A 17,102-nucleotide genomic window follows, 5' to 3' on the forward strand; every position below is an offset into this window, starting at 1 on the left:
ACTAATTCGGGGTTAGGGTCATGAGCCGGAAATCTCTACTTCTGATCCGGACTAATTCGGGGTTAGGGTCAAATGAGCCGGAACTCTACTTCTGATCCGGACTAATTCGGGGTGAGGCTCACCATAGGTCTGAAAGTTGCAAGTTATCTCATAAAGCTGTGGACCGACTGTAGCCGATTACTTTGTACGCCTTGCTGAAGTTGCGCAGCTCCTGGGCCAGATCCCTCAGGCTGAGCTTGCAGCGTGGTACTTTTTCTTCCGTTCCCTAGTTTTCCAGGTGCGCAGCAATAGATCGGTTCAGCCTTGCATAGGCCTTTGCTGGTCCCGGTCAGGGCTGTGACGTACTGTCTCCGCGGCTGCCCACAGGCGGTTCAATACCGCCCTTGGCCAGACGATCGCCATAGCGGATGCTGACCTAGTGCGACCCTCTATCGTAGTGTTGAATCAGATAACCATCGATGCCAGGCTTGAAGGGCGCACACGGTGTGCTCCAACGCATCGAGCACGAATTCTCTAGACGCGGGCGTAATCACAAGTGAGATATGTTTGAGGCTCAATCGAAAAATTTGGGATACATCATACTTGGGCAGAGTGAATTTTTATTCACAGACTCGAAGCTTGAAAGCTATTCCAGCACGCTCATCGCATCTCTCATTTCCTCTGCGGAAACGTCGCCCATAATTATAACCATCGCCCCCACCTGCCGCGCGCCCTCATCGACGCGCAGGGGCTCGGGGGCATTGAACAGGTGATGCACGCCATGCACCGCGCGGATCGTGCCGTCGGTCCAGCGCAGCAGGCCCTTGGCCCGCAGCAGGCGGTCACCGAAATCCCGTTGCATCGCCCGGACCCAGGCGGCGTAGCGGTCCCAGCCCAGCGGGCCCTGCTGGCGCCATAGATATGAGGCAATGCCGTAGCGCAGCACATGAGCAATGGGCGTGGACAGGCCTGCCGCCTGCGCGGGCACGGCCTCAAGGTGGCCGGCCGTCAGTCCGTCGAACAGATCGTGCGCCTGGTGGTCCAGCGCGGTGGGCGTGGTTTCCAACACCCGCGCCGTGGGATTGCGCGACGCGAGCAATTGCCGGGCGGTGTCGATCGCCGCGGGACCGGCGATGTCGGTCTTGGTGAGGGCAATGCGGTCGGCGATGGCGATCTGCGTAGCCGCCTCCCGGTAGGCCTGCACCGACTCGACGCCATGCACCGCATCCAGTGTCGCGACGGCGCCGCCGAAGCGGTAGTGCCGGGCAATCAGCGTGTCCGACGCCAGCGTGTTGATCACCGGCCCCGGGTCCGCCAGGCCCGAGGTTTCCACCACCACCCGCGCAAACGCCGGCAGTTCTCCGCGCTTGCGGCGGTAATACAGCGATTCCAGCGTCTCGGCCAACGAGCCGCTGCCCGCGCAGCACAGGCAACCGGAGTCGAGCAGCACGACGTCGCTATCGTTGGCCTGCCCGACCAGCAGGTGGTCCAGGCCGACCTCGCCAAACTCGTTGATGACCACCGCCGTGTCCTGAAACGCGGCGCTGCGCACCAGGCGCGACAGCAAGGTGGTCTTGCCGCTGCCCAGGAACCCGGTCAGCAGGTACACCGGCAAGGCGGATGTGTCGGCCAGGCTCATGGCTCAAGCCGCCGCGGGTGCGGGCAGCGCGCGCAGGTAGTCCTGCACTTCGCCGCTGGGGATGACGTCGGCGTACTTGCAGTTCAGGTCGAACAGGCTTATGGCATGGCTGGCCTGGAAGCGGTCGAACGCGCACTCTTCGGGAATGATGACCTTGAAGTTGTAGGAATAGGCGTCCACCGTGGTCGCGCGCAGGCAGCCCGACGAGGTGCAGCCCACCAGGATCAGCGTATCCACGTCCAGGAAGTTCAGGTGGCTCATGAAGATCGTGCCGAAAAAGCACGACGGCTTCTGCTTGGTGATGCGGATGTCCTGCGGCCGCGGCGCCAGGGGTTCCACCGTTTGCGTGGCGTGCGTTTCGGCCAGCACGGTCTTTTCGCCGCCGCGGTGGTTCTTGCCCACCTGGACGCCGCTGTCCAGCAGGTCGGCGCGGCGACCGCTCTCGGTGTAGAAGACCGGAATGTTCCTGTCGCGAGCCAGTTCCAGCAGGGGCACGATGTGCTGCACAGCTTCCCAGGCCTCGCGGCCGCAATGGGTGCGGTACTGCTTCAGGCCTTCCAGGATGTCCTCGGGCTTGTCGCCGCAGAAGTTGTACTGCACGTCGATGATGAACAGCGCCGGGCGCTTGCCGAAGCCGCCGCGCTTGCCGTAGCCGGCCTGCGCCAGCACCTGCTTGTCGCGCTCGGTCAGAAAGTCGTCCCAGATGCGTTTGGTGGATTCACTCATGTCGGTTCCTGCGTCAAAGGTCAAAGGCGATTGAGATAACGGCCGCCAGGCGCGGCGCGCGCCTGGTCGGTGATGCGTCCATCCAGGGCGACGGTGCGGCCGCGCACCAGCGTGCGTACCGGCCAGCCCTTGAGCGTCATGCCCTCGTAAGGCGAATAGTCCGAATTCGATTCGAGCGTGGCCGGGTCCACCACCCGTTCCAGGTCGGGGTCCACCACCACCAGGTCGGCGTCCTTGCCGATCTCGATGCTGCCCTTGGACGGCAGCCGATAGATGCGGGCGCTGTTCTCGACGGCTACCTTCATCAGCGTATCCAGGGGCACGCCGCGGCGGTGATAGCCTTCGTGCAGCAGGATCGGCAGCATCAGCCCCGTTCCTGGGAAACCATTGCTGGCGGCCCAGATGTCCGTGTCCTTGGTGGCGCGCTTGCGCGGCACGTGGTCGGTGCCGATGGTGGTGATGGAGCCCTCCAGCACGCCTTCCCACATGGCTTCCACATCCGCCTGGCCACGCACCGGCGGGTTGACCTTGGCATACGTGCCGGCCGGCGACTCGTCGTTCAAGAAGAGGTATTGCGGGCAGGTCTCGACGTAGATAGGCGGCGCGCCTGGCGTACGGCGGTGGCGCCGGGCCTCGTCCAGCGCTTCGCGGCTGCTCAGGTGCACGATGTTGACCGCGGCGCCCAGCTTGTTGGCGAAATAGCACACGCGGTGCACGTTCTCGGCCTCCAGGAAATCAGGGCTCTGCTCGTTCCAGGCCTTCAGGTCGTCGCGGCCGGCCTCGCGCAGTGGGTCGCGCAGCACCGGGATCACTTCCACGTTCTCGCAGTGCACGCCCATGATGGCGCCCGGAATCGCGGCGGTGGCCTTCAACGCCGAATACAACAGGCCGTCGTCGATATCGGTGAACCCCTTGGACAGGCCCGCCGCGCCCTTGTACATCATGTAGAGCTTGTACGAGGACACGCCGAACCGTCGCGAGATCTCTTCCAGCGTCTGCACGTGCAGGTGGCTGGTGATGCCGAAATGAAAACCGAAGTCCACGCAGCTTTGCGCCAGCGCGCGATCGCGCACGGCATCGAATGACTGGCGGATGTCGGCCGACCGGTGAAACGACAGCACCGACGTGGTGCCGCCCAGTGCCGCAAAGCGCGACTCGGTCTCGAAATCGGTTTCAGGCGACCCGAAGCCGAAATGCACGTGCGGGTCGATCAGGCCCGGCAACACCCACAGGCCCTGGCAATCGATGGTTTCGCGGGCGGGCGGCGCATCGCCGGGCGCCGCGATCAGGACGATGCGCCCGTCGCGCACGCCCAGCACGCCGTCGGTCAGGCCCTGCCCCGGCAGCATCAGTCTTGCGTTGATAAGTACGAGATCCAGCATGGTTGGCGTTTCCTGCTCAGGCCCCGGCGGTTGCGGCCGGCGCATTTAAGAAATGGTGCAACACGCTGGCGGGGATGCCGCCGGCGCTGATGAGTTGGCGTTCCGCATCGGTCAGGACCTGGGCGCGCACATGAAAGGAGATCACCCGGCCGTCCGCGCCGTGTGCCGTCACGTCGATGGCTTGCCCCGCCAGGATGCCGGCCTGCACATTGCCCAGCTCGAAGCGTTCGCTGCCGTCCAGCCCCAGCGCGCGCCAACCCTGGCCGGCCTCGAAGGCCAGCGGCAGCACGCCCATGCCGACCAGGTTGGCGCGATGAATACGTTCGAACGATTCCGCGATCACGGCCTTCACGCCCAGCAGGGCCGACCCCTTGGCGGCCCAATCGCGGCTGCTGCCCATGCCGTAGTCCTTGCCGCCCAGCACAATGGCCGCATGGCCGGCAGTGCGATAGGCCTGCGCCGCATCGAAGATCGTCATGGGCGCACCGTCGGGAAAGTGACGGGTATGGCCGCCCTCCACGCCAGGCACCAGTTCATTCTTGATGCGGATATTGCCGAACGTGGCCCGCACCATCACATGATGATTGCAGCGCCGGGCCACATAGGTATTGAAGTCGCGCGGTGCAATGCCCGCCTGCGTCAGGTATTGGCCGGCCGGCGTATCGGCGGGAATCTCGCCGCTGGGCGAGATGTGGTCGGTGGTCAGCGAATCGCCGAACGCGGCCAGCGCGTAGGCCGACCGCAGCCCGCGCGCCAGGTCCTGCAGCGCATCGCCGCTGCCCGGCTGGAAGAACGGCGGCTCGACCAGGTAGCGCGAGTCCGGGTCCCACGGAAAGCGCAGGCCGCTCGGCGCCGGCAGCTCGCGCCAGATGGCGCTGTCCATGCTCTCGTCCGAATACACCTTGGCGTACAGGCGCGGATTGGCGGCATGCGGCAGCAGGTCTTCGATTTCCTGCGGCGTCGGCCAGACGTCTGCCAGGTAGACCTCGCAACCATCGTGGCCGGTGCCCAGCGGCTCGCGCGCGAAATCGATGTCGATGCGTCCGGCCAGTGCATACAGCACCACCATGGCAGGCGAGCCGATGTAGTTGGCGCGCACCAGCTTGTGGATGCGCCCCTCGAAATTGCGGTTGCCGGACAGCACTGCGGCCGTGACCAGCCCGTGCTCGGTGATGGCGGCAGAGGCTTGCTCGGTCAAGGGCCCGGACTTGCCGCCGCAGGTGGTACAGCCATAGCCGATCACGTCAAAGCCCTGGGCCTGCAAGGCCTCGAGCAGACCGGCGTCCTGCAGATATCGGGTGACGGCACGCGAGCCCGGCGCCAGCGAACGCTTGACCCAGGCCGGCGGGGTCAGCCCCTGCTGCCAGGCCTTCTGGGCCACCAGGCCGGCCGCCAGCATCACGGCCGGGTTGGACGTATTGGTGCACGACGTGATGGCCGCCAGCACCACCGAGCCATGGCCGGGCTGGTCGCGCGATGCGCGGGCGGGCGCCTGCGCCAGGCCGAAGCCGCCTGCGTTCAAGGGCTGCGTCAGGCGGCCGCGAAAATCGGCGGGGACATCCGGCCAGGCCAGGCGGTCTTGCGGGCGGCGCGGTCCCGCCACGCTGGGGCAGGCCTGCGACAGGTCGATCTCGATGACCCGGCGGTAGGCCGGCACCGGGCTGTCGGCATCGCGCCACAGCTGGTTGGCCCGCGCGTAGTCTTCGATCAGCCGCACCTGCTGCGGCGCGCGGCCCGTCATGCGGGCGTAGGCCAGGACTTGCGCGTCGATTGGGAAAAAGCCGCAGGTTGCGCCGTATTCCGGCGCCATATTCGAGATCGTGGCGCGTTCGGCGATGCCCAGGTCCGCCACCGCGGGGCCGAAGAATTCGACCATGCAGCCAGTGACGCCGGCCTGGCGCAGCCGCTGCGTGATGAGCAGGGCGGCGTCGGTGGTGAGCGCGGGCGGCGCGATCTTGCCGGCCAGGCGCACACCGACCACGTCGGGAATGGGAAAGGTGTAGGCCTGCCCCAGCAACGCCGCTTCGGCGTCGATGCCGCCCACGCCCCAGCCCAGCACGCCCAGCGCATTGACCATGGGAGTGTGCGAGTCGCCGCCGATCACGAAGTCCGGGTAGGCCCACGCGCCGTCATCGCGCTGGCGCGTGGCCACCACGCTGGCCAGGTATTCCAGATTGATCTGGTGGATGATGCCCAGGCCCGGCGGCACCACGCGCAGGCCCTTGAAGGCCTGCTGGGCCCATTTCAGGAAGCGGTAGCGTTCGTCGTTGCGCTCAAACTCACGCCGCAGGTTGCGACCCACGGCAGACGCATCGCCCCAATGATCGACCTGCAGCGAATGGTCGACGATCAGGTCCACCGGAACGCGCGTATCGACGCGCGCCGCATCGCCCCCGGCGCGCGCCACCGCATCGCGCAGCGCGGCCAGGTCCTGCAATACCGGCAGGCCGCTGGAATCGGGCAGGATCACCCGGGCCACGTGCAGGGCCAGGTCGGCCCCAACGTGGTCTTGCCACTGCCAGAGGCGATCGATTTCGCCGGTGGACACCGCGTCGCCCCAATGGCGATGGCGATACAGGTTTTCCAGCAGGATGCGGATCACATAAGGCTGCGCGTGCAGATCGTAGTTGCCCTGGCGCGCCGCGGCGCCCAGGTCCACGTAGCGCAACGGGCGGCCGGCGCTGGAAAGAATCTGAATCATGATGGCGGATGAGAAAATTCAAGCTGCAATAATCTTAAGACCACATTCTCCATAGTGTCAACACTATGACCTGATCCAACGAAACGCCGGACGCGACCAAGTCAACAGTTCCGGCTCCGCATGCAGCTGCCTGACATTTGCCCTAAAGGCCCGTTATTACCCGGGTTTTCCCTATAAATCAGGAGTAATGTCACCCGAAAGGACGACAGATATTCACTTTTTCCCGCCAACTCTCATTGCTGCCCAGACCCAAAAAGAGTTGACACTTTCCAATCAAACCCTCTAATCTGTTAACACTATGAACACGCCAACCCCCGCTCAGACCATCAAGGAAGACGCCTCCGGCCCCCTGGCCGACGCCGTTTTCGACAAGATGCTGGACGCCATCTATCAGGGCCGCCTGGCGCCGGGAAGTGTCATCAACGAGGTCTCGCTGGCCCAGGAATTCGGCGTCAGCCGCGGCCCCGTGCGCGAAGCCGCGCGGCGCCTGCAAGGCATCCAGCTGATCACCCGCGAGCCCTACATCAAGGCGCGCGTGGTCACGCTGTCGGCCGAATCAGCGCTGGAACTGTTCCAGATGCGCATGGCGCTGGAAGGAGTGGCGTGCAACCTGGCCACCCGCCGCATGTCCGACGAGGAAATCGCCCAATTGCTGCGCGAACTCGAAGACGACCGCGTGGCCCGCCGCCAGGAAGGCGGTGCGGCGCCGCGCGTCTTCGACTTCCACGAACGCATCGTGCTGGCCTCCGGCAACCAGCGCATCATCAACAGCCTGTGCGGCGACCTGTATCACCTGCTGCGCGTCTATCGCCGGCATTCCGGCACCGTGCTGGAACGCAAGGACGACGCCTACGCCGAACACTGGCAGATCCTGCGCGCCATCCGCGCACGCGATCCCGAACTGGCCGAATCGCTCATGCGCTCGCATATCGAACGCGCCGCCCAACACCTTTTCGAACACCTGGCCGAACGGGCCCCGACCTTATCGGGATTCTCCGTGCCGGCCGCCTGACAGCCCTGGAGCAGCAAGACATGAATCCGCGCAATAGATTTCGGCAACTGTTGAAGAACGAACCCTTCATCGTCTCGCCTGGCGTGTACGACGGATACAGCATCCGCCTGGCCGAAGCGGCCGGATTCAAGACTGCCTGCACCAGCGGCGCCGCCGTTTCCAACGCCTTGCTGGGCATTCCCGACATCGGCGTGATGGGCCTGGCGGAAAACGTCACGCACTGCCGCCACCTTGCACGCTCGGTCTCCATTCCGCTGACCGCCGACGCCGACACCGGCTATGGCAACCCCGTGAACGTCTTTCACACCGTGCAGCTCTTTGAAGAAGCCGGCGTGGCCGGCGTCAACCTCGAAGACCAGGTCAGCCCCAAGCGCTGCGGCCACATGCCGGGCAAGGACGTCATCAGCCAGGCCGAGATGGTCAAGAAGATCGAGGCAGCCTGCCTGGCGCGCCGCGACGACGACTTCGTCATCATCGCGCGCACCGATGCCATCGCCGTGGAAGGCATCGACGGCGCGGTCAAGCGGGCGCGCGCCTATGCCGCCGCCGGCGCCGACATGATCTTCCCCGATGCCGTGCGCAACGAGGACGACATCAAGCGCCTGGTCGATGCCGCGGGCATTCCGATCAGCATCAACATGGGCTTTGGCATCCGCAACCGCCCCACCACGCCGCTGATCCCGCTGCCGCGCCTGAAAGAGATCGGCGTCAAGCGCATCAGCCTGCCGCGCATGCTGCCGGCCGCCGCCATCCACGGCATGCGCCAGGCGCTGGCCGTCATGCAGGACGTGATTGCCACCGGCGTGCCCGCCGACCGGCCCGACCTGCTGGCTGGCATCGACGACATCATGGAACTGATGGGCTACGAGTCGATGCGTGCGCTGGAAAAGCAACTCACGACCCTGGACGAATAGGGTGTCGCGATGGCTACCGATGGGGTTGCGATCATCACCGGCACGGCGTCCGGCATAGGCCGGGCGCTGGCCGAACGCCTGCTGGCCGCCGGTTGGCCCGTCTGCGGCATCGACCGCCAGGACTGGCCCGGCGCGGCCCACCCGGCCTACACCCACCTGCGCTGCGACCTGGCCGATACGGCCGCGCTGGCGGCACTGCGCCCGCGCCTGCCGCAGCGGGTGCGCGCGTTCGTCCATTGCGCCGGCATCGTGCGCAGCGGCGGCGCGTTCGACTCTCATCCGGGCGATACCCAGCTGATGTGGCAGTTGCACGTCAATGCGCCGCTTGCCCTTGTCAACGGGCTGGGCGCCAGTCTGCTCGACCGCACGGGCCGCATCGTGCTGGTGGCCAGCCGCGCAATGCTGGGGCGCAGCCATCGCGCCGCCTACGCCGCCACCAAGTCGGCACAGGTGGGCCTGGCGCGCAGCCTGGCCGCCGAACTGATCGGCCGCGGCATCACGGTCAACGTGGTGGCGCCGGCAGCGGTGGACACGCCCATGCTGCATGACCCCGCCCGCGGCGCGCCGCCGCGCGTCGACCTGCCGCTGGGGCGGCTCGTCACGGCCACCGAGGCCGCCGCCGCCATCGCCTTCTTTCTGTCCGAAGAAGCGGGCGCCATTACCGGACAGACGCTGTACGTCTGCGGCGGCGCCTCGCTGGGAGCCGCCGCCCTATGAGCCAAATCCATGATCTCGCCGGACAGGTCGTGGCCATCACCGGCGCGGCCGGCGACATCGGCTGGGCCATCGGCCAACGCTGCCTGGACGCCGGCGCCTGCGTGGCTCTGCTCGATCGCGACGCCGCCGCCCTGGCCGAACGGGCGGGCGCCGCGTCCGACCGCGTGATGCCCCTGGCCTGCGACGTCGCCGATGCCGGCCAGACCCGCGCGGCCATCGACGCCGTGCTGGCCCGCTGGCAGCGCCTGGACGTGCTGGTCAACAACGCCGCGGTCGTCACGCCCGGCGACAAGATCGGCGACCTGGCTCTGGCCGACTGGCAGCAGGCGCTGGACATCAACCTGACCGGCGCATGGCTGATGAGCAAGTGGGCCCTGGCCCCCATGCGCCGTGCGCGCAGCGGCGTCATCCTGAACATTTCCTCCCAACTGGGCAGCGTGGCCGCGCCCGGACGCGGCGCCTACAGCACCACCAAGGCCGGCCTGCACGCCCTGACGCGCGCCATCGCCATCGACCACGCGGCCGAAGGCATCCGCTCGGTCAGCCTGTCGCCCGGCGCGGTGCTGACCAGCCGGGTGCTGCGCCGCTACGGCGACGCCGAAGCCGCCAGCGCGGCCCTGGCGCGCCGATATCCGGCCGGCCGCCTGGGCGAAGTCGACGAAGTCGCGCAAACGGCCTTGTTCCTGATCGGCAAGGACGCTTCCTTCATCACGGGCACGGACGTGCGCGTGGACGGCGGGTACACCGCAATATAGCGGGGCCCATTTTTCTGTAGTGAATCAAGCACAGAGGATTTAAAAAATGAACACGGGGAAAACACACCTGGCCGTCGCGGGCACGCGCCGCGCCCTGCTCAAGGCCGCGGGCGCCCTGCCCTTGGTGGCGGGCGCGCTGGGGCTGACGCTCGGCGCCAGCGCCATGGCCGACGAAGACATCGCCAAGTTCCCGAGCCGCCCGGTCACCCTGATCGTGCCCTTCCCGGCGGGCGGCGCCACCGACATCACCGCACGGCTCGTGGCCGAAGGGCTGTCCAGGAAATGGGGGCAATCCGTCATCGTCGAGAACCGGCCCGGCGCGGGCGGCAACCTGGGCTCTGAATACGTGGCGCGGGCCAAGCCCGACGGCTACACCCTGGTGCTCGGCGTCACGGGTTCGCACGGCATCAACACGTCGCTGTACAAGAACATGCGCTTTGATCCTCGCAAGGACTTCGAGCCCATCACCCAGGCCACGCTCTACCCCAACGCCATCGTCGTGGGCAACGACGTGCCGGCCAAGAACCTGACCGAACTGATCGCCTTGATCAAGAAAGACGGCAACCAGTATTCGTATGGGTCCGACGGCAATGGCACCGCCTCGCACCTGGGCATGGAACTGCTGAAGAATCAGGGCGGCTTCACGCTGGCCCACGTGCCCTACCGCGGCAGCGCGCCGATGATCACCGACCTGCTGGGCGGCCAGATCCAGGTCGGCATCACGGGTCTGCCCGCCGTGCAGCCGTATGCCAAGAGCGGCAAGCTCAAGGTGATTGCCGTCACCACCGCGCAGCGCTTCCCGATTGCGCCCGACTACCCCACGGTGGCCGAGCAGGGATTTCCTGGCTATGACGCGCCGCCCTGGTCGGGCTTCTTTGCGCCCAAGGGCACGCCCAAGCCTCTGATCGACAAGATCTCGGCCGACATGCGCGCGGTGATGGCCGATCCGATTGCACAGAAGAAGATAGAAGCCGCCGGCAGCGAATTCACAACGTCCACACCAAAAGACTTCAGGGCCTTTGTAAAGCAGGAGGTTGCCAAATGGGCCGAAGCGGTGAAGATAACTGGCGCTAGCGTCGACTAACTTCCCTAAAAGCGGAAATCCAAACGGACGTCCGCTATTCACATATACATGTCAAACGCATGCAAAGATATGCCATAGCTAATCACTAGAATAGTCTCTAAGCAATCCCAGGCCGATTTCACTATGCCATACCGCTTACAATGGTGAAAGTCTCCCCTCCGCCGCCCCAAAAGCGATGTAGAAAAAGCTCGAACTATTAGAGAAAAGCTCCTTTCCCATCAAAATCTGCTTTTATAACCATATCATTGATTCAAGCTAGTTAGAGGCAGTCGGGAATTTTAAAGTGAAAAAAGGCATCAAGCACAGTGATGGCCAGAAATTTCCGACAATGGTTATCATTGGGTGAGCTGCGGTTTGGGGCATAGATATAGAATGCCCTGCACACCGCCAGCCTAAGCAGAAATCCGACGCCGATTGGCGGCTGCACAGGACAGTGCAACGAATGACCGTGCAGCATTATCAGGAGATCCTGGAAATTTTAAGCATCACCCGAAGCAGCGGATATGACGCATAGTTAAAAATCAAGCTTTCAGACTAGGTTCTAGCGAAATATTGGCTGGCACTTACCAAATAGGGCTTACATTTCTAGCAGCCAAAAAATTAGCGGACGCCACCGTATTCGGTAGTAGTTTGTCCTGGCTAGCTTGGGATGATATATATAAGACGCGCTCCCTAAATAGCTACTAGTCCTTTGAGTGAATATATACTACATCACCACCATATTGAACTCCCCCGGTCCTTCAGGAAGCGTCGACAGGTCGGTTCGATTGCATCTTTCCCTAGCATGCAGAGGATCTACGACCGTAGCCCTCGGGAAGATGTGTTCATCTTAATGTTTGATAAAAATCACCGCTAAATGACGGGGACGATGCCGCAGATTTACAAAGGATATGGCATCGAAGGGATTAGCGCAGCACGCTCGTAACTGCATCGGCGCTGCGGGTCGGCTAAGCACACAGCGAGATCTATGCATTACTTGAAGCAGTAGAAACACAATTAAAAAACCACATGCAGAATTACGAAGCGGCTCATTTATAACAAGCTACTTCCGCTGCAGGGACCTCTCCACGGTTCGCTTGTGAACTCCATAATGAATGGCTAGTTCGGCAATGGACCAACCTTGCTGCCGAAGTTGCCGCATTTTAAGACTGCACTCCTCATCGATTTTCGGCCTACGTCCCAACCTGAATCCCTGAGACTTTGCTGCTGCCATTCCGATCTTCGTGCGTTCACTTATGAGCGAGCGTTCGAATTCGGCCAGAGCAGCCATCATATGAAAGACCAATCGCCCGCTCGAGCTATTGGTATCAATCAATTCCGTCAGCGATTGGAACATGACATTACGCGCATTCAAATCGTCTAGTAACACGATCAAATGAGATAAAGATCGGCCCAATCGATCAAGCCGCCATACCACTAACTTATCGCCTGTATTCAACGCGCGAAGTGCCTTTTTTAAACCCGGTCGATCACGTTGTGCACCTGAGACACCGTGGTCGGTAAAAATTGGATCGCACCCCAGAGCCTTAAGCGCCATTAATTGTGGCGCAAGATTCTGGGTGTCGGTGGATACTCTTGCATATCCAACCAATCTAGGCTTTAGGTTCAAGTGAAACTCCTCAAAAATACAGCAATCCTATAGTCGTACCAACCCCTTGACGCGGCACAAAGGGTCCTTTTAGTCGCGCACAAACGCGGAAGATTTTACGATACCTTTAAAGGAACTTGCAGGTATTTTCTAAGCCTTTTAGGCGAAGCCAGCGAGCAGCATAACGCACGCTTTTTGTCTAGTGTAATAGATTTCAACTACTAGGGCCGGCCGGGGGAATAATGAAAGTTCTGCTTCGTATTGCCGCTGAATCTGGGGACGGTGCTGCACTTGGAGGACACGCTCTTGCCGCAGCAGCGGACTTTCTAGAACGTCGGGTAGGCCTCTTTGGCGGACATCTGGTTGGCCACTACTTCGATTATTTTATCGCGTCAATCCCCTGTGAAGATCATCCAACAAGCAAATCGGCAATACTCTTGAGGCACCAAGTTCAGATGCAACTGTGCATGAATTTCCTTGATCTTGAGGAAAATAATGTAGAGATGAAAACTCTTATGGTAGCTGTTAGCTTTTTTGATGATTACATGAACCCAATTTTCCCTCCTAGCGTAAGAGAGAACACGGTTCTGAGCAGCCTGATAAGCAGCGATTTCAAAGAAATAAATTCGTCATTGGCGAACGAACTAATCGCATTTATAAAGTCAATTAGAAAAGGGGATTTCTCATTTGCACTTCAGCCCATCGTGGAGCTTATAGGGAGTCCTCCAGTAGGCAAAAGAGTATTGTATTACGAGGCTCTGCTTCGGCGGGGTACATCCCGCGCTGATCAGCGTATTGAGCAGATTCTAGGTGATGTGGCCAGCTGCGGATTAATGCACTGGCTAGACCAGAGTGTAATATCTGCAGTACTAGATCTGTTGGATAAAAATCTCGAAGTTATTCTAAGCTGCAATATTTCCGCACAAAGTGCCGTGCTGGATGCGTGGTGGGAATGTACGCTACTCAGACTACGTGAAGCACCAGAATTAGCTCAGCGTCTTATAATAGAAATTACAGAGCAGCAGCCAATTTTGGATATTGCAGCCGCCCAGAACTTTTGCGCCACCTTGAAAGAACTTGGAGTCCGTATAAGTTTGGACGATTTCGGGGCTGGGTGTAGTAGCTTGGGATTTGCGATGTGCCACCCTGTGGACATTATAAAAATAGATCGCTCTATTCTTCAGCGCGCTAGGGCAGGTTACTCTGGTACCGAGCGATTCGAGCACTTAATGCGCTTGGCAAAAGTGCTGTCGCCGGTGGTTGTCGTGGAGGGCGTGGAAACACTTGAGGACCAAGCCGTTGCTCACGTTTGGACAAATGTGCTGCAGGGTTATCTTTATGGAAGGCCATGACTCTTATATTCGGGCCGCTGATAACCCTAGCATTTATCTATATAATTCTAATAATGATGCCATGAGCGAAGACTTGCGCGGGGATAAGGATCCCCAAGTAATTTGCATGGATTTTAAAGATTCCGACGAGGAGTGCTTCAGAAAGGCGCTGGAGACTCTTTCTGACATTCGATTCTTTAAACTAGCATCCCTGCTGGGAAGCATTGGAGCAGTGAATGACGTCCTCATATTTGTGAACGCCAATCGACCACACCCCCACCAATTGTTACGAGAAATATCACAATTAAAACAGTCGACCTGTCGATGTTATATTGTTGCGGTAGGAGGTGATGCGAATTTGCGCTGTGCAATGTACCTGGTAGGAGTTGACCTGGTTATACAAACTATAGGCAGCCCTCAAGCACTCCGAGCTCTAGTTCACCTGCTATTCAGCGCTAGCGGCAGCATATCATTGATAAGCGATATTGTTACCCCCTCTGAAATAGCATCCAGGCGGGCCGACAAAAATCTCGCCGGGTCGCAATCTGATATCGACGTCGCAGAATGGAATTTTTTCTCAAAACGGGCAATGCTTGCTCCCAAGAACGGTACGCCAGTGCTGCTCTCCCATTATCAGTCTGCTCTTGTAGAAGCGTTTATTGATTCAAAGGATAATACAATTACAGCCGCGCCGTCAACTAAACAAAAGAACCAGATTAACAATCGTACTGATAATTTTTCCGTTGTAAGCTCTAGCCTTGCCCGAACTAAAAATCTTGCGACCCACATAAGCCGTTTAAAATCAAAAGTCAAAAATGTTTGCGGTACTGAATTGCCTGTTAGATCTGTTCGAAACGTGGGCTACCACTTTTATGCGCTTATAAAGCGCGCTAGCTAGGCCAAGTCCGGTGACTATCGCATCAGCGGCACCCTGCAGAGGGATACGTGATAAACAGTACCTTCGCGAGTGGGCATAATATTACAAACCGAGTTCGACGTGTAAGCGAGCGTGCCTACGTCTCGGAACAACGCTCTGCTGCCCAGCTATACTTGAGAATATCGTACAATGTCAGCAACGGGTTAATAATGATCCGTCAGCAACGTTTAGGATTTTGACCCTAACCCAGTTTTTAGTACCGATCTAAATTAGAGAAATTCGGCATGATTTCACCATATGGAATAGGAGCCATGCCGTGAAGAGACCGGAATACACCGAAGAGCAAATCGCCTTTGCGCTGAAGCAGGCCGAACTGGGAACGGCCGTACCCGAGGTCTGCCGCAAGATGGGCGTGAGCGAAGCCACCTTCTACAACTGGAAGAAGAAATTCGGCGGGCTTGGCCCCTAGGAGTTGCGACGGCTGCGCCAGCTTGAAGAGGAGTGCAATCGTCTCAAGCGCCTGGTCGCTGACCTGTCGCTGGACAAGGCAATGTTGCAGGACGTTTTGGCAAAAAAGCTCTGAAGCCTTCGCGGCGCCGCGTACTCGTGGATGATCTGATGAAGCGCTACGGCGTCGGCGTGACCAAGGCATGCCCCGCAGTCATGATTTCCCGGTCGTTGTATCGCTACGAATCGTGCCGACGCGACAGTGGCGCGCTGGTCATGCGAATCCACGAGATAGCGCATACGCGCGTTCACTACGGATACCGGCGTGTACACGAGATGCTGCGCCGTGAAGGCTATCGAGACAATCACAAACGGGTCTACCGTTTGTATCGAGAACAAGGCTTGTCGTTGCGGCACAAGCGCCCCAAGCGCAATAAGTCGGCGCAACGTCGCCAACCCAAAGCGGTCGCGCAAGCCATCAATGACATCTGGAGCATGGACTTCGTCATGGACCAATTGTTCGATGGTCGCCGCCTGCGTGCGTTGACTTTGGTCGACTATTACATCAGAGAGTGTCTTGCCATCGACATTGGGCAAAGCCTGCGGGGTGACGCTGTGGTGGCGACGCTCGGGCGCGTATGCGCACTGAGCGGCTTGCCGCGCGTCATCAAAACCGATAATGGCAGTGAGTTCATCTCCAAAGCCATGGACAAATGGGCATACGAAAACGGGGTGGAAATCGACTTCAGCCGGCCCGGCAAGCCGACGGACAATGCGCAGTGCGAATCCTTCAACGGCCGCTTCCGTCAGGAATGCCTGAACAGCCACTGGTTCTTGTCATTTGCCGACGCCAAGGAGAAAATCGACGCCTGGCGGACGTACTATAACGAGGTTCGTCCCCACTCTGCGCTGAAGTGGCCGGCACCTGCCGAATATGCTCGCCAGCACTTGGCCAGCGGCCAAAGTACTAACCTCAATGAGCCGGAAATCTCTACTTCTGATCCGGACTAATTCGGGGTCAGAGTCAGCTAATGTCTTTATCAGTGCTTTCATTTTCGACCACGATGCCCGGACAGCCCACCTCGAGGCGGATCCAGATAGGTTCCTCGCCTGCGATGTCGGCCGGGGTGTAAAGGAACAGACGGTTGGCGTGCGGCCATCGACACCGGGCCACGCGCTGTACAGGCGCAAGGTCTGCACCTGCCAACGGTCGCTTCCGTCACATGGACTCGGCGCCGCCAGCCGGACGGATCGGTAGGTGTGGGACGACAATGTCGCCGGGCGTTATATACACGACACGAGCGTGCAGTTGCGCCACGTTGGCACGGTTGCGCAGCGTGAGGACAGCACCACCCATCCATAAGCGCAGGTGGCATCGGTCAGAGGCGTCACGCTGATCTGGGCAATAGCGCCGAAGGTCCCGGGGGCGGGCGACTCGCATGTGATCAGTGTCGCGTATCGCGGAGGCCGCGACCGACCGCAGCAGTGCCTCACGCTGATCGAAATACAGTTGGGCGTTGTAGGCGCTAGCGTTCATAAGGCGGCGGTATTTCGAGACCTCGCCGATAAACGACCAATAGATATAGAGCACGGTTAACGCCAAGATACAGGCTGCGAAAACCACCGCCAGCATATATAACAGATGCTGGCCATGCCTGCGGGCTGATGCTATCAAAGCATCGCGGGACCGAAAATATACGTTCGTCTATTCATCGTAGCTTCCAGTCTTCACTAATAATATAAGAATATTCTTAAAACGCGTCATCAATCTGACATCGCTCAGCGCTAGCGCCGGACGGACGCAATGAGATTCCTATTACCTAGCGGCCAAATGAAACCGCCCGCTCAACTTAAGCGGAGATAGGCTCATGCTGGATAAATAAAACATGCTGCCCACAGCGTCATAAGAAAAAAACTCAGGCCGAGTCAACTCAGACCGCTACCTGAACT

General features: G+C 60.4%; 13 protein-coding genes and 1 pseudogene. 8 read left to right on the forward strand and 6 right to left on the reverse strand.

All coding sequences use genetic code 11. The annotated features are described in order from the left end of the window. Nucleotides 1-625 precede the first annotated feature (625 nt). From U858_RS0130320 to acnA, 4 genes are read right to left on the reverse strand one after another with little or no spacing between them, the layout of a single operon-like run. Nucleotides 626-1,618 (reverse strand): GTP-binding protein, encoded by a 993-nt coding sequence (locus U858_RS0130320; RefSeq protein ID WP_029954551.1) that lies wholly within the window; start codon nt 1,616-1,618, stop codon nt 626-628. A 3-nt stretch (nt 1,619-1,621) separates the two neighbouring features. Continuing rightward, the gene (locus U858_RS0130325) at nt 1,622-2,344 is read right to left on the reverse strand and encodes an isochorismatase family protein (RefSeq protein WP_025140866.1); all 723 of its coding nucleotides are present in this window, start codon (nt 2,342-2,344) and stop codon (nt 1,622-1,624) included. A 20-nt stretch (nt 2,345-2,364) separates the two neighbouring features. Then, nucleotides 2,365-3,726 (reverse strand): dihydroorotase family protein, encoded by a 1,362-nt coding sequence (locus tag U858_RS0130330; RefSeq protein ID WP_025140867.1) that lies wholly within the window; start codon nt 3,724-3,726, stop codon nt 2,365-2,367. 16 nt (nt 3,727-3,742) lie between these two features. After that, nucleotides 3,743-6,427 carry an aconitate hydratase AcnA gene (gene acnA / locus U858_RS0130335; RefSeq protein WP_025140868.1) on the reverse strand — a complete coding sequence of 895 codons (2,685 nt, stop codon included), beginning with the start codon at nt 6,425-6,427 and terminating at the stop codon, nt 3,743-3,745. Between the two features lie 298 nt (nt 6,428-6,725). Here acnA and U858_RS0130340 point away from each other — a divergent pair, with 298 nt between their 5' ends. The 5 genes from U858_RS0130340 to U858_RS0130360 are packed head-to-tail and all read left to right on the forward strand — an operon-like array spanning nt 6,726 to nt 10,909. Then, nucleotides 6,726-7,439 carry a GntR family transcriptional regulator gene (locus U858_RS0130340; protein WP_025140869.1) on the forward strand — a complete coding sequence of 238 codons (714 nt, stop codon included), beginning with the start codon at nt 6,726-6,728 and terminating at the stop codon, nt 7,437-7,439. Between the two features lie 20 nt (nt 7,440-7,459). Further along, on the forward strand, nt 7,460-8,353 hold the full coding sequence (locus tag U858_RS0130345) for an oxaloacetate decarboxylase (protein WP_025140870.1): 894 nt from the start codon (nt 7,460-7,462) through the stop codon (nt 8,351-8,353). Between the two features lie 9 nt (nt 8,354-8,362). Then, nucleotides 8,363-9,070 carry an SDR family NAD(P)-dependent oxidoreductase gene (locus U858_RS0130350; protein ID WP_025140871.1) on the forward strand — a complete coding sequence of 236 codons (708 nt, stop codon included), beginning with the start codon at nt 8,363-8,365 and terminating at the stop codon, nt 9,068-9,070. After that, nucleotides 9,067-9,825 carry an SDR family NAD(P)-dependent oxidoreductase gene (locus U858_RS34020; RefSeq protein ID WP_029954553.1) on the forward strand — a complete coding sequence of 253 codons (759 nt, stop codon included), beginning with the start codon at nt 9,067-9,069 and terminating at the stop codon, nt 9,823-9,825. Before U858_RS0130350 ends, U858_RS34020 begins: the two co-directional genes overlap by 4 nt. Nucleotides 9,826-9,871: 46 nt before the next feature. Continuing rightward, complete coding sequence (locus U858_RS0130360) at nt 9,872-10,909, forward strand: tripartite tricarboxylate transporter substrate binding protein (RefSeq protein WP_025140873.1); 1,038 nt, start codon at nt 9,872-9,874, stop codon at nt 10,907-10,909. Between the two features lie 1,042 nt (nt 10,910-11,951). On the opposite strand, the gene U858_RS0130365 is transcribed toward U858_RS0130360, so the two are convergent. Beyond that, nucleotides 11,952-12,518 carry a recombinase family protein gene (locus U858_RS0130365; RefSeq protein ID WP_255358831.1) on the reverse strand — a complete coding sequence of 189 codons (567 nt, stop codon included), beginning with the start codon at nt 12,516-12,518 and terminating at the stop codon, nt 11,952-11,954. Nucleotides 12,519-12,739: 221 nt separating this feature from the next. Between U858_RS0130365 and U858_RS35225 the strand changes: the two genes are divergently transcribed. From U858_RS35225 to U858_RS0130375, 3 genes and pseudogenes are all read left to right on the forward strand, one after another. Then, the gene (locus tag U858_RS35225; protein ID WP_081821776.1) at nt 12,740-13,849 is read left to right on the forward strand and encodes an EAL domain-containing protein; all 1,110 of its coding nucleotides are present in this window, start codon (nt 12,740-12,742) and stop codon (nt 13,847-13,849) included. A gap of 61 nt (nt 13,850-13,910) precedes the next feature. Then, a complete protein-coding gene (locus tag U858_RS35805; RefSeq protein ID WP_157838876.1) occupies nt 13,911-14,726 on the forward strand; it encodes a helix-turn-helix domain-containing protein in 816 nt (271 codons plus the stop codon). Nucleotides 14,727-15,021: 295 nt separating this feature from the next. Next, nucleotides 15,022-16,163, forward strand: a pseudogene (locus U858_RS0130375) (IS3 family transposase). 208 nt (nt 16,164-16,371) lie between these two features. Here U858_RS0130375 and U858_RS0130380 read toward each other — a convergent pair. Continuing rightward, complete coding sequence (locus U858_RS0130380) at nt 16,372-16,785, reverse strand: hypothetical protein (RefSeq protein ID WP_025140876.1); 414 nt, start codon at nt 16,783-16,785, stop codon at nt 16,372-16,374. Nucleotides 16,786-17,102 lie beyond the last annotated feature (317 nt).

Source organism: Achromobacter sp. DH1f (assembly GCF_000633435.1).
In the GTDB taxonomy this organism is placed as follows: domain Bacteria; phylum Pseudomonadota; class Gammaproteobacteria; order Burkholderiales; family Burkholderiaceae_B; genus Achromobacter; species Achromobacter deleyi.

Coding starts and splice junctions, on each gene's coding strand:
- U858_RS0130330 (WP_025140867.1), bottom strand. CDS start 3,726: ATGCTGGATCTCGTACTTATCAACGCAAGACTGATGCTGCCGGGGCAG.
- U858_RS0130325 (WP_025140866.1), bottom strand. CDS start 2,344: ATGAGTGAATCCACCAAACGCATCTGGGACGACTTTCTGACCGAGCGC.
- U858_RS0130350 (WP_025140871.1), top strand. CDS start 8,363: ATGGCTACCGATGGGGTTGCGATCATCACCGGCACGGCGTCCGGCATA.
- U858_RS35225 (WP_081821776.1), top strand. CDS start 12,740: ATGAAAGTTCTGCTTCGTATTGCCGCTGAATCTGGGGACGGTGCTGCA.
- U858_RS35805 (WP_157838876.1), top strand. CDS start 13,911: ATGAGCGAAGACTTGCGCGGGGATAAGGATCCCCAAGTAATTTGCATG.
- U858_RS0130340 (WP_025140869.1), top strand. CDS start 6,726: ATGAACACGCCAACCCCCGCTCAGACCATCAAGGAAGACGCCTCCGGC.
- U858_RS0130345 (WP_025140870.1), top strand. CDS start 7,460: ATGAATCCGCGCAATAGATTTCGGCAACTGTTGAAGAACGAACCCTTC.
- U858_RS0130380 (WP_025140876.1), bottom strand. CDS start 16,785: ATGCTGGCGGTGGTTTTCGCAGCCTGTATCTTGGCGTTAACCGTGCTC.
- U858_RS34020 (WP_029954553.1), top strand. CDS start 9,067: ATGAGCCAAATCCATGATCTCGCCGGACAGGTCGTGGCCATCACCGGC.
- U858_RS0130320 (WP_029954551.1), bottom strand. CDS start 1,618: ATGAGCCTGGCCGACACATCCGCCTTGCCGGTGTACCTGCTGACCGGG.
- acnA (WP_025140868.1), bottom strand. CDS start 6,427: ATGATTCAGATTCTTTCCAGCGCCGGCCGCCCGTTGCGCTACGTGGAC.
- U858_RS0130360 (WP_025140873.1), top strand. CDS start 9,872: ATGAACACGGGGAAAACACACCTGGCCGTCGCGGGCACGCGCCGCGCC.